27 protein-coding genes, 1 tRNA gene, 2 pseudogenes and 1 riboswitch are annotated in these 25,127 nt (G+C 66.7%); of the genes and pseudogenes, 12 read left to right on the top strand and 18 right to left on the bottom strand.

The genetic code is table 11. The features are described from left to right. Nucleotides 1-3: 3 nt before the first annotated feature. The 3 genes from OIE13_RS02845 (at nucleotide 4) to OIE13_RS02835 (ending at nucleotide 1,714) form a co-directional block, all read left to right on the top strand. Nucleotides 4-882, top strand: a complete 879-nt coding sequence (locus tag OIE13_RS02845) for a hypothetical protein (RefSeq protein WP_326643436.1) — start codon at nucleotides 4-6, stop codon at nucleotides 880-882. A gap of 61 nt (nucleotides 883-943) precedes the next feature. Then, the gene (locus tag OIE13_RS02840; RefSeq protein WP_326643437.1) at nucleotides 944-1,330 is read left to right on the top strand and encodes a roadblock/LC7 domain-containing protein; all 387 of its coding nucleotides are present in this window, start codon (nucleotides 944-946) and stop codon (nucleotides 1,328-1,330) included. Between the two features lie 12 nt (nucleotides 1,331-1,342). Beyond that, the gene (locus OIE13_RS02835) at nucleotides 1,343-1,714 is read left to right on the top strand and encodes a hypothetical protein (RefSeq protein WP_326643438.1); all 372 of its coding nucleotides are present in this window, start codon (nucleotides 1,343-1,345) and stop codon (nucleotides 1,712-1,714) included. A 92-nt stretch (nucleotides 1,715-1,806) separates the two neighbouring features. Here OIE13_RS02835 and OIE13_RS02830 read toward each other — a convergent pair whose 3' ends face one another. Beyond that, a complete protein-coding gene (locus tag OIE13_RS02830; protein WP_326643440.1) occupies nucleotides 1,807-2,817 on the bottom strand; it encodes a hypothetical protein in 1,011 nt (336 codons plus the stop codon). On the opposite strand from OIE13_RS02830, the gene OIE13_RS02825 reads away from it, so the two are divergent. Beyond that, the gene (locus OIE13_RS02825) at nucleotides 2,816-3,040 is read left to right on the top strand and encodes a hypothetical protein (protein ID WP_326643442.1); all 225 of its coding nucleotides are present in this window, start codon (nucleotides 2,816-2,818) and stop codon (nucleotides 3,038-3,040) included. The two genes, OIE13_RS02830 and OIE13_RS02825, sit on opposite strands and share 2 nt — an antisense overlap. Nucleotides 3,041-3,052: 12 nt before the next feature. Continuing rightward, nucleotides 3,053-3,204, bottom strand: a riboswitch (cyclic di-AMP (ydaO/yuaA leader). Nucleotides 3,205-3,421: 217 nt separating this feature from the next. On the opposite strand, the gene OIE13_RS02820 is transcribed toward OIE13_RS02825, so the two are convergent. The 3 genes and pseudogenes from OIE13_RS02820 to OIE13_RS02810 all read right to left on the bottom strand — a co-directional run bounded on the left by OIE13_RS02820 (nucleotide 3,422) and on the right by OIE13_RS02810 (nucleotide 4,943). Continuing rightward, entirely contained in the window at nucleotides 3,422-4,168 is a 747-nt protein-coding gene (locus OIE13_RS02820; protein WP_326643444.1) for a DUF4253 domain-containing protein, read from the bottom strand. A 217-nt stretch (nucleotides 4,169-4,385) separates the two neighbouring features. Then, a pseudogene (locus tag OIE13_RS02815) lies at nucleotides 4,386-4,725 on the bottom strand (carbohydrate ABC transporter permease); the annotation flags it as partial. Then, entirely contained in the window at nucleotides 4,698-4,943 is a 246-nt protein-coding gene (locus OIE13_RS02810) for a hypothetical protein (protein WP_326643446.1), read from the bottom strand. The gene OIE13_RS02810 and the pseudogene OIE13_RS02815, both read right to left, overlap by 28 nt. Before the next feature lie 106 nt (nucleotides 4,944-5,049). On the opposite strand from OIE13_RS02810, the gene OIE13_RS02805 reads away from it, so the two are divergent. After that, on the top strand, nucleotides 5,050-6,486 hold the full coding sequence (locus tag OIE13_RS02805) for an ATP-binding protein (protein ID WP_326643448.1): 1,437 nt from the start codon (nucleotides 5,050-5,052) through the stop codon (nucleotides 6,484-6,486). 345 nt (nucleotides 6,487-6,831) lie between these two features. On the opposite strand, the gene OIE13_RS02800 is transcribed toward OIE13_RS02805, so the two are convergent. Together OIE13_RS02800 and OIE13_RS02795 are read right to left on the bottom strand one after the other, a co-directional pair. Further along, the gene (locus OIE13_RS02800) at nucleotides 6,832-7,284 is read right to left on the bottom strand and encodes an NUDIX domain-containing protein (protein WP_326643450.1); all 453 of its coding nucleotides are present in this window, start codon (nucleotides 7,282-7,284) and stop codon (nucleotides 6,832-6,834) included. Between the two features lie 161 nt (nucleotides 7,285-7,445). Next, complete coding sequence (locus OIE13_RS02795; RefSeq protein ID WP_326643451.1) at nucleotides 7,446-8,357, bottom strand: LysR substrate-binding domain-containing protein; 912 nt, start codon at nucleotides 8,355-8,357, stop codon at nucleotides 7,446-7,448. Nucleotides 8,358-8,914: 557 nt separating this feature from the next. Here OIE13_RS02795 and OIE13_RS02790 point away from each other — a divergent pair. Continuing rightward, nucleotides 8,915-10,261: an aspartate aminotransferase family protein gene (locus OIE13_RS02790; RefSeq protein WP_326643453.1), complete on the top strand. Its 1,347-nt coding sequence runs from the start codon at nucleotides 8,915-8,917 to the stop codon at nucleotides 10,259-10,261. A gap of 188 nt (nucleotides 10,262-10,449) precedes the next feature. Then, nucleotides 10,450-10,977, top strand: coding sequence for a GNAT family N-acetyltransferase (locus OIE13_RS02785; protein WP_326829484.1), 528 nt, complete (start codon nucleotides 10,450-10,452; stop codon nucleotides 10,975-10,977). 118 nt (nucleotides 10,978-11,095) lie between these two features. On the opposite strand, the gene OIE13_RS02780 is transcribed toward OIE13_RS02785, so the two are convergent. From OIE13_RS02780 to OIE13_RS02770, 3 genes are all read right to left on the bottom strand, one after another. Continuing rightward, entirely contained in the window at nucleotides 11,096-11,548 is a 453-nt protein-coding gene (locus OIE13_RS02780; RefSeq protein ID WP_326829483.1) for an NUDIX domain-containing protein, read from the bottom strand. A gap of 304 nt (nucleotides 11,549-11,852) precedes the next feature. Beyond that, a complete protein-coding gene (locus OIE13_RS02775; RefSeq protein WP_326643459.1) occupies nucleotides 11,853-12,059 on the bottom strand; it encodes a DUF397 domain-containing protein in 207 nt (68 codons plus the stop codon). Further along, entirely contained in the window at nucleotides 12,050-12,877 is an 828-nt protein-coding gene (locus OIE13_RS02770) for a helix-turn-helix domain-containing protein (protein ID WP_326829482.1), read from the bottom strand. The genes OIE13_RS02775 and OIE13_RS02770 overlap by 10 nt, the downstream gene beginning before the upstream one ends. 292 nt (nucleotides 12,878-13,169) lie before the next feature. On the opposite strand from OIE13_RS02770, the gene OIE13_RS02765 reads away from it, so the two are divergent. Both OIE13_RS02765 and OIE13_RS02760 read left to right on the top strand, forming a co-directional pair. Further along, nucleotides 13,170-13,460, top strand: a complete 291-nt coding sequence (locus OIE13_RS02765) for a hypothetical protein (RefSeq protein WP_326643463.1) — start codon at nucleotides 13,170-13,172, stop codon at nucleotides 13,458-13,460. A gap of 68 nt (nucleotides 13,461-13,528) precedes the next feature. Next, on the top strand, nucleotides 13,529-13,984 hold the full coding sequence (locus OIE13_RS02760; RefSeq protein ID WP_326643465.1) for an ATP-binding protein: 456 nt from the start codon (nucleotides 13,529-13,531) through the stop codon (nucleotides 13,982-13,984). A 79-nt stretch (nucleotides 13,985-14,063) separates the two neighbouring features. Here the strand turns inward: OIE13_RS02760 and OIE13_RS02755 are convergent, their stop codons facing one another. Continuing rightward, entirely contained in the window at nucleotides 14,064-14,486 is a 423-nt protein-coding gene (locus OIE13_RS02755; protein ID WP_326643467.1) for a type II toxin-antitoxin system VapC family toxin, read from the bottom strand. Beyond that, nucleotides 14,486-14,737 carry a type II toxin-antitoxin system Phd/YefM family antitoxin gene (locus tag OIE13_RS02750; RefSeq protein WP_326643469.1) on the bottom strand — a complete coding sequence of 84 codons (252 nt, stop codon included), beginning with the start codon at nucleotides 14,735-14,737 and terminating at the stop codon, nucleotides 14,486-14,488. Before OIE13_RS02750 ends, OIE13_RS02755 begins: the two co-directional genes overlap by 1 nt. Nucleotides 14,738-14,913: 176 nt before the next feature. Between OIE13_RS02750 and OIE13_RS02745 the strand changes: the two genes are divergently transcribed. Both OIE13_RS02745 and OIE13_RS02740 read left to right on the top strand, forming a co-directional pair. Further along, nucleotides 14,914-15,663, top strand: a complete 750-nt coding sequence (locus OIE13_RS02745) for a TnsA-like heteromeric transposase endonuclease subunit (protein WP_326643471.1) — start codon at nucleotides 14,914-14,916, stop codon at nucleotides 15,661-15,663. Then, entirely contained in the window at nucleotides 15,656-17,860 is a 2,205-nt protein-coding gene (locus OIE13_RS02740) for a Mu transposase C-terminal domain-containing protein (protein ID WP_326643473.1), read from the top strand. Before OIE13_RS02745 ends, OIE13_RS02740 begins: the two co-directional genes overlap by 8 nt. A gap of 876 nt (nucleotides 17,861-18,736) precedes the next feature. Here OIE13_RS02740 and OIE13_RS02735 read toward each other — a convergent pair. The 7 genes and pseudogenes from OIE13_RS02735 to OIE13_RS02710 all read right to left on the bottom strand — a co-directional run bounded on the left by OIE13_RS02735 (nucleotide 18,737) and on the right by OIE13_RS02710 (nucleotide 24,086). Next, nucleotides 18,737-20,548, bottom strand: coding sequence for a LamG domain-containing protein (locus OIE13_RS02735; protein WP_326643475.1), 1,812 nt, complete (start codon nucleotides 20,546-20,548; stop codon nucleotides 18,737-18,739). A gap of 78 nt (nucleotides 20,549-20,626) precedes the next feature. Then, nucleotides 20,627-20,806 (bottom strand): hypothetical protein, encoded by a 180-nt coding sequence (locus tag OIE13_RS02730; RefSeq protein WP_326643477.1) that lies wholly within the window; start codon nucleotides 20,804-20,806, stop codon nucleotides 20,627-20,629. Between the two features lie 299 nt (nucleotides 20,807-21,105). Further along, nucleotides 21,106-21,687 carry a hypothetical protein gene (locus tag OIE13_RS02725; RefSeq protein WP_326643479.1) on the bottom strand — a complete coding sequence of 194 codons (582 nt, stop codon included), beginning with the start codon at nucleotides 21,685-21,687 and terminating at the stop codon, nucleotides 21,106-21,108. A gap of 148 nt (nucleotides 21,688-21,835) precedes the next feature. Then, on the bottom strand, nucleotides 21,836-22,756 hold the full coding sequence (locus OIE13_RS02720) for an STAS domain-containing protein (RefSeq protein WP_326643481.1): 921 nt from the start codon (nucleotides 22,754-22,756) through the stop codon (nucleotides 21,836-21,838). 106 nt (nucleotides 22,757-22,862) lie between these two features. Next, nucleotides 22,863-23,651 (bottom strand): SDR family NAD(P)-dependent oxidoreductase, encoded by a 789-nt coding sequence (locus OIE13_RS02715; RefSeq protein ID WP_326643483.1) that lies wholly within the window; start codon nucleotides 23,649-23,651, stop codon nucleotides 22,863-22,865. A 30-nt stretch (nucleotides 23,652-23,681) separates the two neighbouring features. Beyond that, nucleotides 23,682-23,831: pseudogene (locus OIE13_RS36535) on the bottom strand (galactose-binding domain-containing protein); the annotation flags it as partial. A 181-nt stretch (nucleotides 23,832-24,012) separates the two neighbouring features. After that, nucleotides 24,013-24,086, bottom strand: a tRNA-Lys gene (locus tag OIE13_RS02710). 101 nt (nucleotides 24,087-24,187) lie between these two features. On the opposite strand from OIE13_RS02710, the gene OIE13_RS02705 reads away from it, so the two are divergent. Beyond that, the gene (locus OIE13_RS02705; RefSeq protein WP_326643485.1) at nucleotides 24,188-25,039 is read left to right on the top strand and encodes an AAA family ATPase; all 852 of its coding nucleotides are present in this window, start codon (nucleotides 24,188-24,190) and stop codon (nucleotides 25,037-25,039) included. The last annotated feature ends 88 nt before the right edge of the window (nucleotides 25,040-25,127 follow it).

Genomic DNA, 25,127 nt, shown 5'->3' with positions numbered 1-25,127 from the left:
GCCGTGCCAAGCATCGAGATCATCCTCAGTGGGCTCGCCGGTGATCGCGCCACCGGCTCGCTCCGCCTCGGTAAGGCGGGCGTCATCTATCTCACCGACGGCCGCGTGACCTACGCCGAGAGCGCGTCCGCCCCCCGGCTGGAGGACCTGCTGGCGGCCTGCCGCGGGATCTCCGCCCATGCCCTGCGACAGGCCAGGCAGGTCGCCTCCGAGGATCTGCGGGGCGGCGAGCCGCCGGTCGCCGCCCCGCAGATCCTCGGAGGCGACCGGCTCCTCGCACAGGGCCTGCTCACCAGGGGTGAGCTGGAGTTCTGCGTGCTGAGCACGGTGCTCGACGCCAGCTACTTCCTGTTGGAGGCAACCGGGCACCGGCCCAGGTTCCGGCGGGGAGAGCGGCACTGGCTCGGACCGCAGTGGTACTTCGACGCGGCCGGCCTGCTCCGGGAGTGCAAGCGGAGGAAGGCGCAGTTGGAACAGACCTGGCCGTCCGCGGAGCTGGACACGCTCCCGGTCGTCCCGCGAAGGCGGATCACCGCCCAGCGGGTGGTGCTGAGCTCACTGCAGTGGGAGGTGCTGGTCGGCGCCGACTCCACGGCGCCCCCGGCCGACCTGGCGCGCAAGCTGGGCCGCCCGGCGTACTCGGTGCTGCTCGCCGTACGGCAGCTCGCCTCCCGTGGGCTGCTGCGCATCCCGGAACCCGACGCGGCCGCCGCACCCGCCACGCAGGACCCGCTGCCGAGGCGGACGAGGGGGGCCACGGAGATCCCGGCAGCCGGAACGGGCTCCCTGGCGACGCCTGCGTCGCTTCCCGGAGCCACCGGGGACCCGACCGACGTCAACCTGCTCATCCGGCTCAGGAACGCATTGGAGGCACTGACTTGAGCCTGGTTCGATGCCGCCGATAAGGCTGCGGACGCTGAAGCTGATCGGAAGGAGGGTGTCGGTGGAACTGCGTGAGGAGATACACCGCGAGATGGCGCTGTTGCGGGAGCGGATACCCGACGTGGACGGGAGCATCGCGTGCAGCGTCGACGGTCTGACCCTGGCCAGTGATCTGGGCGACGGCACCTCCACCGAGCAGACCGGCGCGCTCTCCTCCGCGCTGCTGGCCCTCAGCCGCCGGATGACCGGCATGGCCGGCAAGGGCGCCTTCGAGGAGACGCTGATCTCCGGCACCAACGGCTACGCGGCCTGCTACGCCGCCGGCCCCAAGATCGTCCTCACGGTTCTGGCACGCCCGGGGACCAACCTCGGGCTGCTCAGGCTGGAGGGTCGCAAGACGGCGGCCAGATTGGCCGCCATCACCTCACGGATATCGATAACTCAGTGATCGGAGGCAGACATGGGCAACATGGACATCTCTCTCAAGGAGATGATGGCGATCGACGGTGCCATCGGCGCGGTGATCGTGGACTACAACAGCGGGATGGCGCTGGGCGCGCTCGGCGGTTCCAAGGATCTCGACCTCCAGGTGGCGGCCGCGGGTAACACCGAGGTCGTCAAGGCCAAGATGCGGACCATGGAGTCGCTCGGCCTCAAGGACGGCATCGAGGACATCCTCATCACGCTCGGCACGCAATACCACGTGATCCGCCCGCTCTCCGGCCGGAGCGGCAAAGGCCTGTTCATCTACATGGCCCTCGACCGGAACCGGGCCAACCTCGCGCTCGCACGGCACATCCTGCGCGGCATCGAGGAGCGGCTCGAGGTCTGATCCTCCTGCGGCCCGTGCCCCGGGGGGCACGGGCCGCAGGAGGATCTCATCGGATCGCGTCGGCGAAGGAAAGCCGGAGATCGTGCCGGACCTCAGCTCTCCTCGGCGCCCGCCCTACCGCGGAGACGGCCGGCGACCAGGTAGGTGGCACCACCCGCGGCGAGCACTCCCGCCAGGGCCAGGCCGGCGGCCGTGCCGGCGGACGGACCGGCCGAGGTGACGGCCGCCACCGGGGCGGCGGCGCCCAGGTCCCGGACACCCTGCTCGGCGGCCTTGGCGTCGGCGCCGGACAGGGCGACCGGCTTGGCGGCGATGCTCGCCTCAGGTGCGGTGAGCGGCTCGGACATGATCTTGGGCTTGGCGAACGTCTGGATCACCTGCTGGGTCTTCACAGACTTCTTGGACTGCTCGGCCTTGACCAGGACCGTCTGCGGAGGCTTCGCCGGGTTCGCGTCCCGGTAGCGCCAGGCACCGGTGGCGAACGCCACGGGGTGGTTCTTCTTGCCCACGCCGTCGCCCCACTTGGTGACCACGTACTTGATGTCGATGTGGCCCATGCCGCCGTTGCCGTCCACACCCAGCGTGGCGGAGTTGAACCGGCCGTCGGTCAGGTCGGCGAAGGTCTTGGCATCAATGTCGATCATGATGCCCCGGTTGGAGGGCACGCCGGGACCGCGGTCACCGACGAAGAACTTGGCCTTCTTGCCCTTGTAGATGACATAGCCCTCGGTGAACAGGGGCCAGCTCGGGCTGGCGATCATGCCCTTCTGCATCGGCTTGCCACTGGCCGGCAGGCCGGTGTCACCGGCCCGGCCCGAGGAGTCGTCCCAGAAGTAGGAGGCCCTGGTCGAGCCCTCAAGGAGAACGGTCTCGTTGGCGGCCACCACGGTGTCCGCGCCGGGGGAGGCAACGGAGGCAGTGGCACCGGCAGCGGCGACGGAGGCGGGAGCGGCGGAGGAGGCGGGCAGCGCGGAGGCCACACCGCTGGAGACGAGCACGCCGGCACCGACCAGAGCGGCGGTGGCGAGGCGGTTCTTGTACGGGAGGTTCTTCGGGAGGTTCTTATGCAGGCCGTTCTTGTGCAGGTCAAAAGGAAGACGCATGAAGAAGAGGCTCTTTCGCGAGGGAACGGGGCAGCCACGTGCGACGCATGGGGAGGAGTGCAGTGGCGGGGACGCGCTCATCGGAAAAGTGGCGTGGCAGGATCAGTCGATCGCTACGCGGAGCACGATCCAGGTGCCGCGCTCAGGCGCGGCGACAGGGGTCAGCGACGAAGTTCAGGTGGTCGGCACGGGCAGAGCGGGCACCGACGTGGTGACGCGGTGATCCATGAGGGGGATCTCCTCTCCAGCTCGTCTACCGGGTTAGCTGACGGGTTCGGGCGGTGGAGTTGCCCTACCGCCGCACGTTCGCGGCGGATTCACCCCGGAAAAGTGGTTCCCCGGTTCCCCGGACCATGCGGGCCCTGTGGGATTCGACGTCGGCCGGCCGCTCCCTCTTGTGAAGGGCAGGTCGCCAACCGATACCCATGGACACTACTCACGAAATCGGACAAAGCAAAGCAAATGCCATGAAAACCCCAGAAGATCTACCTACTACCCCCAAGAAAGCCCCATCGGGGACCCCGTCACACCAACAGCCGCCCTACCAGCGAGAACGTCTTGCCGATCTCGGGTTTCACACCCCGGAGACCCGCGGCGGGCAAGCTCAGTCCCACCAGAACGACCAGGCGTTCCTGCCCTTGATCTGCTCGGCGTAGTCGATGAGACTCCCCGCGCCCTGGATGATGCTGTCGGGGCAGAACGTCCAGTGCTCCGCGGCGACGTGCAGGGCGTGCTCCGAGGTCGTCGGAGGTGCGGCGACGCTGAGGTCGAGGGTGTTGAACCCCATGCCGACCACCCGCACCCCGAACCTGTCCTCCCAGCTCCGCACCACGGCCGCGAGCGGGACCATCCACTCGTTGTGGTTCAGGGCACCCTGCCAGCCCATGACGGCGAGAGCGTCGGCCCCGCGCTCGACCGCGACGAGCCCGAGCGGGGTCCTGCGCTCGGCCACCAGGCCGGCGTACCAGTCGGCGACCACGCCGGGATCGGCGGCAGGCCTTCCCGAAGGGGCCGGACCCGGACATTCGACTCCGAAGGGGTCGAGGATTTCGAGCTGGTCGATGTGGGCCTTGACGATCCAGTCGGACCACACCTCGGCCATGAACGCGGCGGCCTGGTAGTTGTCGATCTCGACGGCGGCGTCCGGGGCGATCTGACCGGCCGACCAGGGCTGCACCGAGTCCTCCAGCAGCACCGGCCACAGGCCGGAGTGCTCGTGCTGGGACCGCAGCCGTGCCCAGTACTCGCCGGAGACCGCCACCTCACTCAGCCAGAACGCCGGACGGCGACGGAGCGAGAGCTGAGCGTAACCGGGGTCGGGCCACACCACGTCCCCCGGTGGCAGGTCCACCGAGAGCCTCCGGCCCTCACCTCCGCTGCTTCCGTCGGCCCCGTCAGCGAACAACTGGCCCAGAACTGGCGGAAGCTTCCCACGCTCGCACTCGCTCATTCCTACCGATCCGATCCTGACCACGGACCAATTTTGGCCTGTCAACCGTCCCGAGGGACAGTTCTGCCCTGGTCCAGGCAAAAATTATCGGTACAGGGGGAACGGAGCCTGGCGGGTGTCAGTCCTTCACCGCCCCGCCCAGCCCGGCCACCAGCCTGCGCTGGACGGCCACGAAGAAGATCAGCACAGGAACGGTCATCAGCGTCGAGGCCGCCATGATGCCGCCCCAGTCGTTCTCGTCGGGCTTGAAGAAGACCAGCAGGGCCGAGGGCAGCGTCTGGTTGTCCCTGGCCGAGATGATGAAGGTCCTGGCGGAAGATGAAGTCGTTCCAGGCGGTGATGAACGAGAAGACACTCGTGGCGACCAGTCCCGGCGCGACGAGGGGAAAGAGGATCCGCCACAGGATCACCGGCCGGCTCGCGCCGTCGATCATCGCGGCCTCCTCCAGCGTCCGGGGAGAGCCTCCCCCGCCGCGCCGACCTCGACCTGCTCCGCCCGTCCGACGGGGTCAGCCGCTGACCGCTCACCGGAGCGGGCACTCCGCGGCGGGCGGCGGCGCGGGGAGCGTGCCCGCCCCCGCGACCCGCATCGGGCGGGGTCGAACGGGTTGACGACGGACACCCCCGTGCCGTCGAAGTCCTTGACGTTCCGGCTGACCAGGGTCCAGCCGTTCACCCTGGCTGTGGCGGCTGTCTTCGCGACTTCTCATCTTCCGCGCCCAGGTAGTGGCATCAATGTAGACTTCATCTAAGTAAGATTGATTATTACTAAGGTAGGATCGATGGAGTTTACCGGCAGGGCCTTCGATCTCGATCAACTCGACGCGCAGTTGCGGCTCGCGACAGAGGGCAGGGGAGGGACGCGAGGCCGGGCAGTGATCATCACTGGCCGCAGGCGAGTGGGCAAGTCGCGCCTGGTGCAGGAGTTCTGTGATCGTTCTGGCCTGCCGTATGTCGTCTTCCAGGCGACGAGAGGTCGTAGTCCGGTTGCGGAACGTAATGACTTCGCCGAGACCGTCGCCTGCTCCGGACTCGCAGGCGCCGAGTTCCTTCAGGGCTCCGCGCCGCAGGACTGGAACCACACCCTCCGGTCGCTGGCGCTGGCCGCGGGTGATGAGACCCCGTGCATCGTGGTTCTTGACGAGGTTCCGTGGCTGATCGAACAGGACGGGGAGTTCGAGGGTGCCCTGCAGACGGCCTGGGACAGGTATCTCTCAGCTCGGCCGATCCTGTTGATCCTCGTCGGAAGCGACCTGTCGGTGATGGAATCCCTACAGGAGTACGGCCGCCCCTTCTTCGGCCGGGCTGCTCACATGACGCTAAGGCCTCTTGCTCTTCAGGACGTCGCCGACATGACAGGGTTGCCCGCTGCCGACGCCGTGGACGCGCTGCTCATCACCGGAGGCTTCCCCGAGGTGGTCCGTTCATGGGAGCGCGGCATGTCCAGGATCGACTTCCTGCGCGACAGTCTTGCCAACCCGCTTTCACCTCTTCTCGCCGCCGGCGAGTTGTCCCTGCTCGGAGAATTTCCGTCGGCGACCTACACCCGGACCGTATTGGAGGCCATTGGAACCGGAGAACGCACCTTCAGCACGATCGCCGCCAATGTGGGAGGAGCGGCGCCGTTGCCGTCCGGCACCCTGGCGCCGATCCTCGCGAACCTGATCGCCAAGCGCGTGGTGGCGACCGACCTCCCGCTCTCCGACCGGCCCGACACCAAGAACAAGCGGTACCGGGTGGCCGACCACTATCTCCGGTTCTGGCTGGCGTTCCTGCAGCGGGCCATCGCCGACAGTGAAAGAGGCCGACCGGATCTGGCGTTGCGACGGATCGAACGTTCCTGGACAGCCTGGCGAGGTCGCGCGGTGGAGCCACTCGTACGTGACTGCCTGGCCAGAATGCTTCCGGACGACGCATGGCCGGACACCGAGGCTGTGGGCGGGTGGTGGAATCGGCAGAACAATCCCGAGATTGATCTCGTGGGCGCGGACCGGGAACCCGTCGCGAGCAGGGTCCACTTCGTCGGATCGATCAAATGGCTCGACGCCCGGCCGTTCGACCGCCATGACTATGACGCGCTGGTCCAGGGTTCCGCAGCCGTCGCCGGCGTGACCGTGGAGACACCGAAAGTGGCGGTGTCGAGGTCGGGATACGAACCGGGACTTCCACTGGCCGCGGCCTGGACACCGGAAGATCTGCTGGCGGCGTGGCAGCGCTAGGCCGGTTTTTCGCACGTGCCGCATCGCTTCAGGTCAGCAGCTGTATCTGGGTGATCACCCTGGTCAATCGGAGTCATGTGCGGAGTGCAGGGCCAGGACAAACGATCATCGGACTCCTATCCACTGCTCGTACACAAGGTGAGCCGGATACCGGTCGGTCAACGGCAGGGGGACCTGGGTTGGCTGTGCCGGGCCCCACTTGTCGACGGTGGCGGCAGCGCGGTCCGAGGCTCCGGCGGACTACCTTTGAAAGAAAGGAGTTCTCGCCATGACCGAAAAGCCCATCCTGCAGCCCGGTCCCGATCACCCGATCACGATCGCTCGGCGCCAGGCGTGGCATGGAGGCTAGAGATGCTCGCGGCGGATGAGCAGGCGGTGCGACTCCTGCATCTCCTCCGGTAGGTCGTCCGGGGCGAACCATCTCGCCTCCAGAATCTCGAAGTCGTCGATTTCGAGCGTGCCGCCGACGAACTCGGCCTCGTAGGCCACCTCCAGGCGCAGCTTGTAGCCGCTCTTCAGCTGAACGAGCTCTCCGACGTGGACCTTCAGCCCGGTCTCCTCCCGCACCTCGCGGCAGACCGTGTCCTCGAAGGTCTCCGAGCTGTTCGCACAGCCGGTCGGCAGCCCCCACTGCCTGCCCACCGGCCAGAAGCGATGCTTCAGCAGGAGGACCCTGCCGTCCGTGTCACGCACGACCCCGGTCACCCCGACCGTGAACTTGGCGTGCCGAAGCCAGAGGATGCGCCACTGGAGCGAGCCGTTGATCAACCTCCAAAGCCGGACGATCAGCTTCTTCACTGTGAATCCCCCCTGCGCATCGTCGCCTGCCTGAAGCCTGGAGGGTATCGGGAAAGACCCGTGCGGCACGGTGGTCTCAACCGGTCAGCGCGCCACCCGGGAGTTTGAGGCCGTCGCGCTGGACCGTCCCGACAGACGGTTGTCCCCGAGCTACAAGCGGCCTACTCGTGGCCACCGAGCGCATCGGTGGCCGCGCCGCTGAGAGCGTGCAGGGCCGTCGTGATCGCGGTGCTGCGCGCCGATCCACGGCGAACGGCGGCGATGATCTTTCGCGGCGGCAGCTGATCGAACGGTTGAACTGCGACATCGTATTCCGAGGTGAGAGCCAGCTTCGGCAGGAGGGCTATGGACAGTCCGGCCGCCACATGCCCCAGAACGACGTTGTGACTTGAGAATCTTCCAGCGACGATGGGCTCGAACTGCGCCTTCCGGCAGAGCCCCGGCACCAGGTCGCCGAGATAAGTCCCGGGAAAGTCGAGCGCCCAACGTTCCTTCGCGAGATCGTTGATTGAGATCTTCGCCTGATGTCTCAGTTGATGCTGCGGCGGGAGGAGGAGAAAGAACGGATCGACGGCAAGCGGGATGCTTCGAATACCTGGATCTATGAGAGATCCGTCCTCCTGGTCCACTGTGACGATAACATCGCATGTGCCACGGTGGAGCGCGGCTATGCTCTCGTGAGGCTCGATCTCCCGAAGCTCCACATATAGCCGCGGATGGCTCTCGGCCATCGCTTTCGTCGCGGATATGAGGATCGGCACAACGGAACTCGCGAAACCACCGATGCGAAGGTGCCCGACTGGGTCTGACGACAACTCAGCGAGCTCGATCTCTATGGACTCCATATGGTCGAGCAGATCGCGGGCGCGGGCCACCAGTATTCCGCCTGCGTACGTGAGTGTGAGAACGCGCCCCTCCCGCTCGAACAGCTTCGTCTTTGTCTCCCCTTCCAAAACCGACAGCTGCTGCGAGACCGTCGAGGGGCTGAGGTTCAGTTCTTTGGCGACGGCGCGAACAGTTCCGAGGCGCTCGAACGCATCGAGGAGTCGTAAGCGCCATGGGCTGAGTATCACCTTGACAACATACTGTGCCAGGGCTACGGCACATTGACGACCGGGTCCGTTGAGGGCCGATTTCACAGGGTCGACAAGGTGCGCGGGCGATGTCGGGCGTAGCCATGGCGGCGGATGGTACGCGACTCGGTTCGGCTGTGGCCACGATCACAGTCGGCGTACTGACGATCAAAGGTGGACGTTACACGAAGGCTATCTATCGCTGCAGGTCATCGGCATGATCGCGCGTCACGCCGAGCTTTCAGATTCAGTACGTGCACTCGGCGAAGTCGGTGTCGGTGTCCGCCGGCGCGCGTCGAGCCGCGGCCGACAGCGCGGGTTGATCACCCTTCGGGATGTTGATCATCCTTCGGGATCAGGGCGTAGTGCGTGCCCAGGTCCTGGGTCAGGTGACGGGTGCCACGGCGGACCGCGTGCGGGGCATCACCACCGGCCGGCACCATGCCGTTCACGTCAGGGCCTGCCGGTGATGCCCTGCGTACTGTACGCCTCTATCGAACAGAGCATCTGCAAAGTAGCGATGGACGCGAACAGACTCGTGGCCATACCGTTTATCCATGACTTCCTTCCGCCCCTTTTCTCCGTCTCCCGTCGAAGCGGCCGACGGACCATTCTGGACCGACGTTCATAAACACGTCATACGGTATGGTGCGTCGTTCGTTCCCGAGATCATCGTTCGCGCGGAAGGCAGTTTCGTCTATTCCGAGAGCGGCCGGAAAATCCTTGACTTCACGTCGGGACAGATGAGTTCCATCCTGGGCCACTCGCATCCGGAGATCGTGGCCACAGTGCACGAGCAGATCGCGACGCTCGACCATCTGTACAGCGGAATGCTGTCGCGCCCCGTCGTGGAGTTGTCCCGCCGCCTGGCGGAGTCGCTGCCGGCCCCGCTGGAGAAGACACTTCTGCTGACAACCGGGGCGGAGGCGAATGAGGCAGCGATTCGGATGGCCAAGCTCGTCACCGGCAAGTACGAAATCGTATCGTTCTCGCGCTCTTGGCATGGCATGACACAGGCTGCGGCGAACGCCACCTATAGTTCCGGACGAATGGGTTACGGTCCTGCCACCCCGGGCAATTTCGCCATTCCCACTCCGTACGCCTACCGTCCCGATTTCACGACCGCCGACGGCGGCTTGGACTGGCGTCGCCAACTCGATTTCGCCTTCGAGCTCGTCGACGCTCAGTCGACAGGAAGTCTGGCGGCCTGCATTGTCGAACCCGTGTTGAGTTCCGGCGGGATCATCGATCTCCCACTGGGCTATCTTGCCGCGTTGAAGCGTAAGTGCGAGGAGCGCGGAATGCTGCTCATCCTCGACGAAGCGCAGACGGGCCTGTGCCGGACGGGCACTTGGTACGCATTCCAACGAGACGGCGTGGTGCCGGACATTCTCACACTTTCCAAAACCCTTGGCGCAGGTCTTCCGCTGGCCGCGATCGTCACCTCATCCCAGATCGAGCAGACCGCCGCAGAACGCGGTTTCCTGTTCTTCACGACCCACGTGTCCGATCCGATGGTCGCCGCTGTCGGAAACCGCGTTCTTGACGTCCTCAAGCGTGACGAGCTGGACATCAGAGCGGCGAAGCTCGGGGCCCACCTTCGCGCCGGCCTGCTCGCCATCCAGGAACGCCACGAAAATGTAGGGGATGTGCGCGGTCGTGGCCTGCTCCAGGGAGTCGAATTGGTTCTCGACCGAAAAACCAAACAGGGCTCCGACAAGATGGGGGCCGCGATCACCCGCCGCTGCCTTGCCCTGGGACTGCACATGAACATCGTGCAACTTCCGGGAATCGGCGGAACGTTCCGCATCGCGCCGCCCCTCACCAGCTCGGAAGAAGAGCTTGACCTGGGCCTGGAAATCCTGGACCAGGCAATAGGCGAGATCGCGCCGCAATACGCCTGAGCCGACTCATGAAACAGGATTCGCCCTGGACGGCCCAGGCCGGGCGGCCTGTTTCATACCAGGTCGATTGCCGCGACGGCGGTCCTCGCGGCAAGAACGGCGATCTCCCTCCGGTGACCCGACGGCCGGTGACGGTCCACCGGCAAAACCGGTCGCCCCTCCCACTTTGATCACGTTAGCTTGGCAGTATGTCCGAACTGCGTACCGATCGCCTCCTGCTCCGCCAGTGGCGGGAGTCCGACCTGGACCCCTGGGCGGCGATGAACGCCGATCCCGAGGTTCGGGAACACTTCCCGAACCTGCTGACGCGTGAGCAGAGTGCCGCTTCGATCGCGCTCTTCCAGGCCGACCTCGGCCGGCGAGGCTATGGGTGGTGGGCGGTGGAGGTCCTGAAGACCGGTGAGTTCATCGGCTTCACCGGCCTGACCCCGGCGCATGAGGGCATGCCGTTCACGGGGATGGAGATCGGCTGGCGGCTGACCCGCTCGTCGTGGGGCCACGGCTACGCCACCGAGGCCGCCCTGGCCTGCCTGGCCTTCGGTTTCGAGACCCTGGAACTGCCGGAGATCGTCGCGATAACGACCACCACCAACCTGCGTTCCCAGGCGGTGATGCGCCGGATCGGCATGACCCGTGACCCCGCCGCCGACTTCGACCACCCGGACGTGCCCGACGGGCCACTGCGTCGGCATGTGCTGTACCGGATTCGCCGATAAACAGCTCATGCGTTTTCTCGCCAAACTCCCCGGCGTCAGCGCCTTACCGAAGGGCGCTGTTTGATTCCCATCAGCCGATGGACAAGGGATGACCGGCGCGAATTATCTACGGCCCCGGTCAGCGGCGGGTCGCAGCCCAGTCGTGGATGGCCTGGACGGTCTCGTCGGTTAGGTCGGAGTCGGACAGTTCGTCGAGAGTGATCCACCGGTAGGACTCATGCTCGTCGGACAGGACGATTGGACACGCGTTACCGGAAAGAGCGACGGTGCACTGGCGGGCCTTGCGCCCTGAACCGGACAGGTAGTCGAAGACGGCTACGAAATCCCGGTCGAGGATGAGCGGGCCGCTCCAGCCGATCTCCTCGGCCAGTTCCCTGGCCAGCGCTGACCGGAGGTCCTCGCCGTCATCGACACCACCGGAGGGCAGTTCCTCGATGCCGGGCAGGAAGTCGTCACCGGAGGAACGGCGCAGGATCAGCACCCGATCGTCGTGATACACGACGGCACCGACCACGAGCTTCTGGATTCCGTCACGGTCGGCATCGTCGACGAGGTGCTGGAGATCGGTCATCCGGCGAGGTTAACGCCGCTCACCGCGTCGAGTGCCGCGTTCGGCGCGCTCACCATGGCGTCGTTCGTAGGCCGACCCCTCTTGGTCGTCGCTGATGCGGTGACCGCCCACATCCACCGGCTTCCAGGAAAGGCTGTCGGGGCCGCGAACCACGAATTCTCGGACTTCTATCCGGACTCACTCCGACACCGTTACTGGACGCACAAAACCCCCGACCGGTTGACCGATCGGGGGCCCGAAATGACGAAAGAGACGAAGCGCTATTCCCATTAATGGATAGCCGAAAATAGGTGAATCCCGGCAATCAGCTCAGGTGGTCGAAGTCTCCCACCTTGATGCCGCTGACAAAGGCCCGCCACCCGGCAGGAGTGAAGAGCAGCTTGGCGCCGTCGGGGTCCTTGCTGTCACGAACCGCGACAGCACCGGGCAGATTCGCGGCGACCTCAACACACTGAGCACCGTTGTCTCCGGAGAGCGACGACTTCCGCCATACCGCGACACTCAGATCCATTCCTGCCTCGCTTCCTCGATCATTTTGAGGGACATGTGCTCAGGATAAGCCCATCCACGTATCGCTTCATAGCGATTCCATATCGGGGTTACGACGCTGGGGTCGGCCGAAATCTGTCCTTCCGCTGAAGAGTCCGCATAAATCGCGTCCGGTTGCCCGTCCGGAAGTTCTGCGATCATGAAAGCGCCCAGAACGCCGGAGAGGCAGAGCCGATCAACGAGTTGGATGGAGATGGAGGGGCGCTGGGCGATCTCCAGTAAGTAGCCGAGCTGTTCCCGCATTACTTCGGGGCCGCCGACATTACGGCGCAGCACACTTTCGTCGATGAGGGTCAGAAAAAGTGGGGGATTGTCCCCATCAAGGATTTTCTTGCGAAACATCCGACCCTTAACCCGCTCCTCTATCTCCTCCGGGGTGATCCGAGGGGCATGCTTGAAGATCGCTCGGGCGTACGCCTCGGTCTGCAGGAAGCCGGGGATGAGCAGCGGTTCCCACGAGCGCATGACGAGGGCGAACGGCTCGACCTCCTGTGCCCAGCTCATGAACCAGATCGGGGTGCCGTGGCGGGCCACGATGTACTCGCGCAGGTCCGTGAAATACGTGCTGCCGTCGGTGCCGAAGAGGGCGTCGAGGCGCTCGGCGTCGGACTTCGACGGGGTGCGGCTGGCGCTCTCCAGGCGGCTTACCTGGGTCTGGGTGCAGCCGAGGCGTCTGCCCACGGCGCTCTGGGAGAGCTGGGCGGCCTCGCGCAGGCGGCGCATCTCGGCGGCGAAGCGTGCGCGGGGGGAGCCCGGGTCCGGGGGGATCTCGTCGCTCATCGCATTCCTCCTGAAATAGAGAAAAACGGATTTTTGGTTATAGCGGCGATTCCAGACCTTGGTATGGGGAAACCCTCACCCGACATTCCAGAGCATCCACCGGGGTGCCAATCCAGCCATGAATCCACCTGCCATGCGGGCAATCTAAGCACACGCCCTATCGATTAGACAGGACGGAAAAGAAAGCATCCTCATACCTTTAAATCAGGGACGAGAACGAGCGATGAACGATCAGAACAGCGACCTTTCACGCCTCGGTAATGCTCGCCGCCGGCATTCCGGGGACAAAAGCGTGCCGGCCACCGAACAGCGCGAGCGATTTGCGCATTTGACCCGGCTCGGCTGGGATCTGCACGGCCTCGGAGTGTGCACCTCGCTGGTCCTGCCGGTGGCCGGGCAGCCGATTCTGGAGATCCGGTCGGCGACGGGCACGGCACTGGTCAGGATCACGGTCGTCCGGCGCTACTGCGGCTGGGCGTTCGTCTGGCGGCCCTGGTGGGCACGGCTGTGGCAGCGCGGGGAATGGGTCTGGGCGGAGGCCGACAACGCGGCCGACATGATCATGTCGGCGGTGACCGCTTGAGATCCGAGCGGGAGGCAACGGGGGAAGAGGACAGCTGCCCCGGACATCACGGTGACGGAACTTCGACGATGCCAGGGGAAGAAGACAAACTTCCCGGGCATCACGACGCGATGCCGTGGGCGGGTGGGCCGTACAGCGCGTGGCGGCAGGTCTTTCCCGGCCGGGTGGCCTCCGTGCCGGAGGTGCGGGCCTGGGCCCGGGACCTGCTGGCCGGACGCATCGCGCCCCCGCTGCTCGACGACGTGCTGCTCCTGCTGAGCGAGCTGGCCACCAACGCGGTGGCCCACTCCGACTCCGGACGGACCACGGACGGGCGAGTGACCGTCTACCTGGCCCGCACCACCACGGCGGTCCACGTGCAGGTCACCGACGACGGCTCCGTCACGAGCACACCCGCCGTCCACGTACCGGAGGCCGATGGCGACGGCGGGCGGGGGCTGTGGCTGGTCGACCTGCTCGCCGCCGAGTGGGGATTCCACCACGACGGCCCAGGCAGATCGGTCTGGTTCCAGGTCACGGGTTAGGGCGGGCGGCGCATGCCGACCGTGTCGGCCACCGGCACCCCAAGGTCGTCGCCACCATCGGAGCCCAGGCCGGCAGGACTCAGATCAGCACGTCAAACGGGTTGACGACGGACACTCCTGTGCCGGCGAAGTCTTTGATATTCCGGCTGACCAGGGTCCAGCCGTTCACCCGGGCCGTCGCGGCGATCAGGCCGTTCGTCGTGGGGAGTGGGCGGATGGCGTTCAGGCGTCCCCACTCCTCGGCGGCCTCCACGGTGACGGGGATGATGCGATCACCGAACTGCCGCTGAAGGCCGTGCAGCCAACGTTCCAGCACCGTTGCCTGGCCGGGGTCCCGGCGTCGGCGAAGCTCGACTCCGCAGCGAATCTCACCGACCGTCAGGCTGCTGAGGTAGAGAGTGGGTCCGTGAGCCGCGGCGATCCAGTCCTTGACCTGAGGGCTGCCGTTCCGCTTGCGCGCTTCGGAGACCACGTTCGTGTCGAGTAGGTAGCCGATACCCATCAGTCGAAATCGACTTCCCGGGGAAGGTCCTGGTTCCGCGGGAACTCCACGTCGTCGTCCCAGTCAGGATCGGCGAGAAGAAACTGTCTGAAGTCCGGAGCGCCACCGTTGAGGCGGCGGTATTCGGCGATGTCGATGACGACGGCCACCTCTTCCCCATGCCGGGTGACCACCTGAGGACCTTCGTTCACCGCACGCCGTACAACCTCGCTGAAGCGTTGTTTCGCCTCCTGAACCTGCCATCCGCTCACAGGCGTCCTCCTATCTAGTCTGTCTAGATTCAGGGTAGCCCCAGCATGAGATCACGCGGGTGCGGCCCGGCGTGATCATGCCATCGCCGGTGTCAGGTCATCGTTGATGTGGCCGATTCCGAGGAGATCTGGCCAAGTAGGTGGCCAGTTCGCGGAGATGTGGCCACGATGACTAAGTGAGTGCGGATGCGCTGGATGTGGCCAGCAGGTTCGATGTGGCCTATGTGGATGCGGACGGCGTCGAACGGTCGGTGAAGCTGGAGGAGCTGAGCCGGGTGAAGCTGGAGGCGGCTCGTCCGGTCCGGTCGTTTCCGTCATACGCGGGGCAGCGGAACTATCCGGGCTGGTACTGGTCGGCGACGATGGGCCGCCTGGTTGGGTTCGAGTCGTGGGTTGAGCGGGACCACCTGATCGCGATCGATTTCGATCCTGTGGTGACAGCGGTTGCGTCACAGCCGTTTTGGCTGCGATGGAGCGTCGATGGCCGACCGCGCAGACATGCTCCTGATTTCTTCGTCCGGGTGGCCGGGGGCGGGGTGCTGGTGCTGGACTCACGGCCGCTGGACCGGATCGGTGAGAGTGACCGGGAGGCGTTCCAGGCCACGCAGCAGGCGTGTGACCTGCTGGGATGGCGGTATGCGGTGTGGGGCACGATGAATGGGGTGGTGGTGGCCAACCAGCGGTGGTTGGCGGGTTACCGGCATCCGCGGTGCATGGATGAGGCGGTCGCGGCCCAGTTGCGTGAGGTGTTCGCCCAACCGCTTGCCCTGATGGACGGGGCCGAGCTGGTCGGGGATCCGATCGCGACGCTGCCGGTGCTGTTTCACCTGATGTGGCGGCACGAGCTGGAGGCGGATCTGTCTTTGGTGCTCAGCGACCGCAGCATCGTGAAGACGGCCGTGGGGGCAGGGGGCCGTCGTGGTTGACCGGCCGGTGCTGCGCATCGGCGACCGGGTGCGGTTCGAGGGCGTCGAGCACCAGGTGGTGGCATTGTCCGGCAACGCGGTGCGGTTGTTGTCGACGGCGAACGAGGCCAGTGTGGTGCTGGCGCCGTATCTGCAGGCTGCGCCGGACTTCGCCGTCTTGGGCGGGGGAGGTCAGGGCGACGGGCGCGTGGCGCGGGTGCCGCCGCTGGGGTTGTTGGCCACCTTGCCAGAACAGGTGCTGACGGCTGCCCGGGAGTGGGAGCGGCATCTGGTGGAGGTGGAGACCGGGCTCCCGCTGGGCGCACCCGAGGGAACACAGCCTCGTCCGGAGTACGACCCGGTGCTGCATTCTCTGGTCGAGCGGGAGCGCGCCAAGGCAGAGGAGTTGTGCAGGGCGGGCACGAAGGCGAGTGTCCGGACGGTCCGGCGGATGCGTGCTCGCTACCGTGATCAGGGGTTATGGGGGCTGGTCGACACCCGATACGCACGGCGGGCCAAGCCGACCGGGAACGTGGACGCTCGTGTGGTCGAGGCCGCGGCCCGGGTGATCGACGCGCAGACCAGCACGTCGACGGGCACTAAGGGCAGGGTGATCAGCCAGATCAAGCAGGGTCTGGAAGAGGAGTATGGGCCCGGGACAGTGCCATTGCCGGGGAAGACGACCTTTTACAAGCTGCTGGATGTGCTGTCGGCTGGGAAGCACACCTTCGGGTCGGCGACCACCCGCCGCCAGATGGCCAACCGCCCTGAGGGCGCGTTTACCGCGACCACCGCGTCCCGGCCCGGCGAGCAGGTCCAGATGGACGGCACTTTGCTGGATGTGATGGCGGTGATGGACGATGGGGTGATCGGCCGTCCCGAGCTGGTCGCCGCAGTTGATGTCGCCACCCGGACCATCTGCGCCGCGGTGTTACGCCCGGTCGGTGCGAAGGCGGTGGACGCGGCGTTGCTCCTGGCGCGGATGATGACGCCGGAGCCGATGCGGCCAGGCTGGGATGAAGCACTGGCGATGAAGGCATCCAGGATCCCCCATCAGCGGCTGGTGAGCATCGACACGCGACTGGAGCTGGCGGCGGCCAAGCCGGTCATAGCGGCTGACACCGTGGTGATCGACCACGGCAGGGTGTTCGTGTCGGAGGTGTTCCTACGTGCCTGCGACACCCTCGGCATCTCGGTGCAGCCTGCCCATCAGCAGACCGGCACCGACAAGGCGATCATGGAGCGGACGTTCGAGTCGATCAACACCCTGTTCTGCCAGCACGTGGCCGGCTACACCGGCCGAGACGTCACCCACCGCGGCGCCGATGTCGATGAGCGAGCAGTGTGGTCACTACCTGACCTGCAGGAACAGCTGGACGAGTGGGTTGTGGCCGGGTGGCAGTCGCGACCACATGAAGGCTTGCGCCACCCATTCACCCCTGACCAGCCCGCCTCCCCCAACGACGCATACGCTGCCCTGGTCACGGCTGCGGGCTACATCCCGATCGCGTTGTCGGGTGAGGACTACATCGAGTTGCTGCCGGCGGAGTGGCGGGCGATTGGGGATGGCGGAGTGCAGATCGACTACCACACCTACACCTGCCCCGAGCTGCGCGCCTACAGCCACTACCCATCGCCGATCACGGCCAAGGGCGGTCGGTGGGAGGTTCATTACGACCCCTACGACGTCACCCGGGTCTGGATTCGCAACCACTACCGGGGCGGGTGGATCATGGCGCCGTGGCGTCATGCGTCCCTGGTGGCGCAGCCCTTCGCCGACTTCACCTGGAGGCACGCCCGCAAGATCGCTGCGCAGCGCGGGGTGGACGCCACCAACGAGACCGCCGTCGCGGTGGTGCTGGCCGCGTTGCTTCGGCGGGCTGGGCAGGGCCCCGATCCGACTGAGCGGGCCTTGGCTCGCACCCGGGCCGTCGCGGCGGTCCGCAATCACCTGCCGCCTGACCTGCTGCCCACGCTCACGGCCAGCAGCGTCGCAGCCGATGAGATCACTGAGCAGGCCGATGCGGAATCCGTAACAACCGCAGAGTCATCGGCCGCCGGACACCCCGCCAACCGGAAAGTCCAGCGAGCGCGGGCGGCCCAGATGACCGATCGGGACGCCGACGAAAGCGACGAGGACGAGCCGTTACAGGGCACAGTCGTCGGATTCGGACTCTTCGATCCCTTCGCTGACGACCAGGAGGACCTGGCCCGGTGAGCAGCGAGCGCCAGGTCTCGCCCTCCCGGCCGCCGGAGATGGTCAGGTCGCACCGGCCCGGCGCGTCGCCATCGCTCACCGTGATCGTGAGCGCGCCCAGGTCGAGGCCCGCGTCGCGGGCCGTGAACAGGACCGCGCTGCCGTCGACGGGTAGTTCCTGGGTCGAGGGGATCACGAAGGTGTCGAGGTAGGCGGCGAAGAACTGGTCGTTGACACCGTGGAAGTACAGCACCACATTGCCGGTGGCGCTGTCCAGCAGGACGGGCGCGTCGGTGCATCGGGCGAAGGCCAGCAGGGCGCCGGCGCAGCTCAGCCCGGTGCGATCCAGGACGAGCAGCGGCATGGCCACTGTCAGATCGGTCGCGCCCTGGGCGGCGCCGGTCTTCAGGGCGAGGTCGTTGCGCGCCGTATCCAGCTCGACCTGCCTGGTGGCCAGGTCGCGTTGCAGCACCGACGCCTTGTTACGCCCCGCGCGCGCGTCCTCCAGATCGATGCCGGCCTTGTGGAACGCGGCCTTCGCGTCCCTCAGGCCGGTGTCGGCGGTGCCGACCATTTTGACGGGCACCATCTTGATCAGCCCGGAATCCCGCGTCAGGGCCGCCTTCGTCTGGACCACGGAGTTGTCGGCGCCCGCCGAGGAGACGGCGAGCTTGCTCTTGAAGTTGATGAGCCTGAGGTACTCGTCTTTCTTGTCCATGGAGAAAGTGATGTACTCATCTTTCCTCTCCATGAAGAAGAACGCGCGGAGGCTGCCCCTGTCCATAGCTCCGCGCCCAGTTTGAGGTCGTCGCCCCTGATCGCGATGGTCGGCCGACCGGGCGACTCCTGTATGTCCAGCCGCCAGAGCCAGGCCTCTAACCTGTCCTTTTGCTCGTCCTAGCTCTGCTGGCAGTAGGTGACCTGCTTGGCGAGCTCGTCGTAGGAGGTCTGGAGCGCGGGCACGTTCGCGGCGAGCTTGGTCAACCGGTCGATCTCCCGGGGCAGGTCCAGCACCTCGCCCTCAAGCTTCTTGATCTTCTGCTCCAGCACGGCGATCGCATCCAGGTCACTGCTCTGCGTCGGGCGGTCGATCACCGGCAGGTCCAGGATGTCGGGCACCTGGGCCAGCCGTCCGTCCCTGCCCACGCCGAACTCCACGGTCGCCACCTGCCCGTCCTTGTCGGCGGCCGCCTTGGTGGTGAAGGCGAGCAGCAACCGTGCCTGGCGCTTGGCCGGTCTGGCGGTCGTGCCGTACCCGACGGAGGCGGACTGCTGCTGGTGGTAGAGCACGGAGGACATTCCGGAGATCACGCTCCGGCCCGCGATGGAGAAGCTGTCGCGGCGCACGCCGGGGTGATCGCCCACCGGGGCCTGCGAGCCCACCCACTGCACACCGCCGCGGAGCGTGCCGTTGACGGCGCGGTCGCTCTGGTCGTAGGCGGTCGTGCCCGACCCCTCGTCGAAGCGGTGGTACGACACCAGTCCCGACTCGTTGCCGATCAGGCGATGGCCCAGTTCCCGCCTCAGCTCCTCAGCCGTGCGGACGCGGTCCCAGAGACGCACCTCGTCGATCTCGCCGTTGAAGAACCTGCCCGGTTGCCCCGCGGTGTTCACCGCGCCGATCAGGACCGGTGCGGCCTGGTCGGTCTGGTACGGCAGGCTCACGCTCTGGCCCGCCCTGCCGTTGACGAAGACGGTCGCGGTTGTCCCGTCGTAGACCCCGGCCACGTGGGTGTACTCGTTCAGCGGGATCGGCTCGATCGAGGCCACCGACCAGGGCGCGCTGTTGTGGGCGAGGAAGACCGTGCCGTTCGGGTGCACCCCGAGCCGGCAGGCCGTGCCCTTGGCCAGGACGGTCCCGTCGAAGGCCGACGGCTTGATCCACGCTTCGATCGTGTAAGGCCCGGCGCCGAATTTGAACGTTCCAGGATTGCCCAGGTCCACATGCCCGGCCGTACCGTCCAGCAGCAGCGCGGTCTCCGCGTGCCCTGCGACACCCGCCACCGGCACCAGTTCCAGGTTGGTGAACGGGCACTTGCCCGGGGCGCGCTCGAAGACGGCGTCGCGGTACTTGGGGTCGGGGCTGGTGTAGAAGCGCGTGCCCTGGGTGTTGAACCCGCCGTCGGCGTCCCGCTCGATGTTGAAACAGTCGACGCGGCCGGTGGCGTCGTTCTGCGCGAAGAGCTGCCACCGCCACATGTCGTTGATCGCGGTCGGCACCATCACCGCCGTGAACCGCCCGCCGCTCAGGTTGCGGATGAACGACAGTTCCTTCGTCGGCTCGTAGAACGGCCGGCTCTCCATGTCCTCGGTGCCCAGCGTGTCGTTGGTCGAGTCCGGCCGCGTGGCGTGCCGGCTGCGCCGATAGCGCACTTCCAGCACCGGCTTGAGCTTGCCGTCCACGAGCAGGAACCGGTCGCACGGCAGCGTCTCCCGCACCAGCGGCACCTTGTCGCCGCCGCTGGTCTCGTAGTCCGTCCTGGCCGCGTCGCCGGAACAGCCGCCGCCGGTCAGCTTGTGCACCGCGTCGGCGTGGGCGGCCCCGACCGACTGCCGCAGCACCACCACGTACGTGCCGTCCGAGATCACCTGGAACGGGGCCGCCGCCGACAGGCACGCGGTCGTGGAGAGGAACGTGTCGATCTCGTCGGGTTCCAGCTGTTCGGCCGCCCCCGCCTCGATCCGGCCGCCCCGCTTGACCGCCGGCATCGCCGTCGCGCCCGCGATGCTGTAGCCGACCTCGGTGATCTCCCGTGGGAACGGCAGTTCGGCGGGGTTGTCGGCCCACTACGCGGCGTCCATCTCGCCCTTGGCGGTATCCGTCCTGGCCAGGTTCAGGACGTTGTAGACGATCCGTCGCGCCGAGTCCATCGCGAACGCCACCGTGATGCCCTGGTGCCGGACCATCGCCACATGCGCGTACGTACGATCGCCGTAGACCTTGAGCAGGGAATCCTGAGCCGCCATAACCACCTCTGTACGTTGAAGTCCACTCACCCTGACCCTGATCGCATTTCGGATCAACACGGTCACGGCGACCACATTCGGCCATCTTGATCGCGCCGCCGGGCCGGTGACCGGTCCCGAGCTTGGCCGCCTGGCACTGTTGGAGAAGACGTTCACGAGCGCGCCCGCCGTACGCGTACCGGAGACCGATGGCGACGGCGGGCGGGAGTTGTGGCTGGTCGACCTGCTCACGATCGAGTGGGGGTCACCTCACCGAGGGACGGGCAGGTCGGTCTGGTTCCAGGTGGCGGGTCAGGCGATCAGTTGTCCCAGATCGCGTTCTTCAGGATGGTGGCCAGGCCGGGGGTGGCCCACTGGTCGACGATCAGGATCTTCGACTTGGGCAGGTACCACTCACGCTGGTTGAACGTCGACTTCTGCGCGAAGTCGGTGTACGACATACACCGGCCCGGCCACACCCGGTAGTGCGCCTTGTGCGCCACCCCGATGTTGCGGTAGCCGACCACGATCGCCTTACCGAGGACCTGGCCGTACTTGGGGTTGGTCGCGCAGGGCACCACGTCGGACGCCGGGTAGAACGCGCCCTGGGTGGGGTCGTAGCGCCGGAAGCCCTCTCCTCCGGTCTTGAGGGCCTTCGGCCCCATGACCCAGAAGCTGTCGCACCTGGGCTGGAAGTAACCGCCGTTGGGCCGCGCGCAGGCACCGGTCACCACCCGGACCTGGTCCGCGGTCCCGTACACCCGCCAGGAGTTCGGGATCTCCAGCGTCAAACCGCCGCGCAGGCGGAGCAGCGCGGTGGAGGAGCTCGCGGACGCGGGAAGCTGGGCCGCCAGCACGGCGGCTCCGGCGACAGCGGTCACCGCGATCATTCTTTTCATCATGGCGATGATCGTAGTAAGTCCGGCTTGCCGTCGGTTTGCAGGTTTCTTGCGTACGGAAAAGTCCACGCCGGTGAGACCCGAGCTCGCCGGGCGAGCGTAACCTACCGATGGGTATGCCCGCTGACAGGGGGATCCGCTCCGCTGACGCTCAGCGAATGGTGAAAGTGCGGTCCAGACCGGTGACCCGGAGCAGGACCGCCGTCTGGTGCCGAGGCGCGGACAGCTCGAAGGTGACTCCGAGCTGCCTGGCACGGCGCTGGATGCCGACCAGTACGGCCAGCCCTGACGTGTCGAAGAACGACACCCCGGACAGGTCGAGAACAAGCGGGTTCGCTCCGCGCCGCAACGCGCGGAGCAGTCGTTCGCGCAGTGCCGCACTGGTGAAGACGTCGATCTCGCCGTGTAGATGAATGACTGTCGCAGCGGGGCCGGCGGCCTGGGGGCCCGCTCCGTGGGAGGTCTGAGTTTGCAGAACGGTCATGATGTCTCCTCTCGGAGAGGATCTGGGCCCTGGTGACCGGCGCGGTGCGCGGTCGGCGATCCGCCCGCCCTCGTTCTCCCAGGTGGCCTGGCCGTCGTCCCGGGTGCCCTGGCCGTCGTCTCGGGTGATCGAGGTGGCGCCGGAGGCGGCGGCGGTGAGGATGTCGGTCGGACGAGTGGCACCCGCGCACCTGGTGGCCAGGGCGAGCATGTGCGCGGCCGTGCCGTTCTCGGTGCCGGGTGGAATGACCAGCAGGTTGACGGGGTCCATGGCCTCGCAGATCAGGGTGACCACGTGCGGGTCCATGTTGCGGAACCAGCCCACCTTGACCTGGCGGCCGGGGGCCGCGACACGGTGCGGGATGTCGTCCCAGGGCCCCAGGGGCAGGCCCACGCGCATGACGGGCCGGCCCAGCCGCCGGTCGATGGCGGCGATGAGGCCCGGCAGTTCCACTGCCGCGTCCTGTGAGTACGGCCACCAGGCCCCGTCCACGGCGCCCCTGCGGCCAAGGGCGGGATCCAGGCTGAGGCGTGCCTCAGGAGTGGTGTCTGTGAACGGCGTGCTGTGGGAAAGAAGCTCCGGCATCATGATCGCCCGGCCCGTCTCGGTCCCTGAGGGGGACCGGAGTCGCCTATCGCCTTGGGCGACGTCGACCTGGATGTCAACGCACGAAATGTCCTCGGTACTCCCAACTCTACGCCTGCTTTCCGCTCCGCGACGGGATCAAGGCCGGGCCTGAGGGCCTCGGCCCTGCTGACCGAGGCCACCTCCGTGCCCTTCTCAGGCAGGACGGACCAGACCCCACTGCGGCTTCGGTGGTTCGCCTCAAGCCAGGCGGACCATTCGCCTGATCGAAATTCTGTGTCGCTCTGGCCATCTCGTGATCGCAACGCACCCACATGGCGAACAAGGCGTTGGCCGTCTTGGACTGCCCGTAGGCCGACCAATGGTCGTAGCCGTGGCGGAGGTGCGGGTCGTCCCAGCGAATGTCGGACAGGAAGTGCCCGGACGAGGCCACCGAAACAACTCGTGCCCCGGTGGGGGCCAGCGCCGGGCGCAGCCGGTTGACCAGGGCGAAGTGCCCGAGGTGGTTGATGGCGAAGTGCGCTTCCCATCCGGGGGCGATGAGCCTGTGCGGGTAGGCCATGACGCCCGCGTTGTTGATGACGATGTCGACGGTTCGGCCGGTCTCCAGGAACCGGTGGCTGAAGGTCCGGATGCTGTCGGGGTCCGACAGATCGAACTCTCGCACCTCCGTCCGCGTAATGCCATGCAGGGCCTCCCTCGCCACTGCGGGACGGCGGGCGGGCACGACGACGTGTGCCCCGGCGCGGACCAGCGCGCGTGTGGCCTCCAGGCCGAGCCCCGAGTAGCCGCCGGTGATCAGGACGTTCTTGCCGGATAACCGGAGGCCGGCCAAAACCTCGTCCGCTGTGCTGTGCGCGTCGAATCCCGAACCGATTTTGTGTTGCGTGATCGCCATGCCTCGAACCGTAGGATCTAGCTGGACTTTGTACGACTTGCCGTAAGCGGCCTCCCAGGTCAGCTTGACCCGCGACACCGTAGCGCTCGCACCCAGATCGACCCGGAGCCACTGCGGATCCACCCCCTCGGCCGTCCTCCGAGGACGTGCTGGAGTACGGCGAGCGGCGACCCCGTCCACCACGGCACCTTTTGGTCGCTCTCCGTGCTCGTGGCCGCGTCGTCGGCGCCCGTTCCAGTCGGTCCAGGGGGAACCTCAAAGAGCGTCCAGCGAGCGACCCCGGGCGCGTCCCGGTCCAACCAGAGTCCCCCGAAAACCGAGAAACCCCAGCTCAGCGTACTGAACTGGGGTTTCCATCGGGTGCGCCGCCAGGGACTCGAACCCCGGACCCGCTGATTAAGAGTCAGCTGCTCTAACCAACTGAGCTAGCGGCGCTTGAAGCTCCTGAAGGATAGCGCACATCGGGCAGGGCTTCGAAATCCGTTACGATCAGCGGCTAAGCTAGAACAACATTCGGTCCTGTACTGGGAGCACACATGTGGTTCGCCTCGCCCGCCGACGCCAGCGAGCGGCTCAGCGCCGTCGACTACCTCTCCGACGACTCCATCGCGACCTCGGTCTTCCTGGCGGGAGCGCTCGGCAAACCACTCCTCGCCGAGGGGCCGGCCGGCGTGGGCAAGACCCAGCTCGCCAAGGCCGTGGCGGCGACGACCGGGGCGAAGCTGGTCAGATTGCAGTGCTACGAGGGGCTGGACGAGGCCAGGGCGCTGTACGAATGGAACTACAAGAAGCAGCTCCTGCGCATCCAGGCCGGGCAGGACGAGAGCTGGGACGCCACCCACGACGACATCTTCACCGAGGAGTTCCTGCTGGAGCGGCCACTGCTCGCGGCGATCCGATCCCAGACGCCGGTGGTCCTGCTGATCGACGAGACCGACAAGGCGGACGTCGAGGTGGAGGGGCTGCTGCTGGAGATCCTGTCCGACTACCAGGTCACCATCCCCGAGCTCGGCACGATCGCCGCCGTACGCAGGCCGTACGTGGTGCTGACCTCCAACGCGACCCGCGAGCTCTCCGAGGCGCTGAAGCGGCGCTGCCTCTACCTGCACCTGGAGTACCCGACACCGGAGCGCGAGCGCGACATCGTGCTGGCCCAGGTGCCCACGATCACGGCCGCCCTGGCCGAGCAGCTCGCCCGCACGGTGGCCACCTTGCGCGCCCTGGAGCTGAAGAAGGCGCCCTCGATCGCCGAGACGATCGACTGGGCCAACACCCTGCTCGCGCTGGGCAGGACCGAGCTGGACGAGGCGGCGATCGGGGCCACCCTCGGCGTCGTACTCAAGCACGCCTCCGACCAGACCCGGGCGCGCAAGGAGCTCGCACTGTGACCGGCACGGCCCGGCCGGCCGGGCCCGCCGCGACCGCCCCTGCCCGGCCGACCGGCCCGGGCGGCCCGGGCGGCCCGGCCATCGGGAC

This window comes from Streptosporangium sp. NBC_01810 (genome assembly GCF_035917355.1).
GTDB lineage: Bacteria > Actinomycetota > Actinomycetes > Streptosporangiales > Streptosporangiaceae > Streptosporangium.
This window is presented reverse-complemented; position numbering and strand designations above follow the sequence as displayed.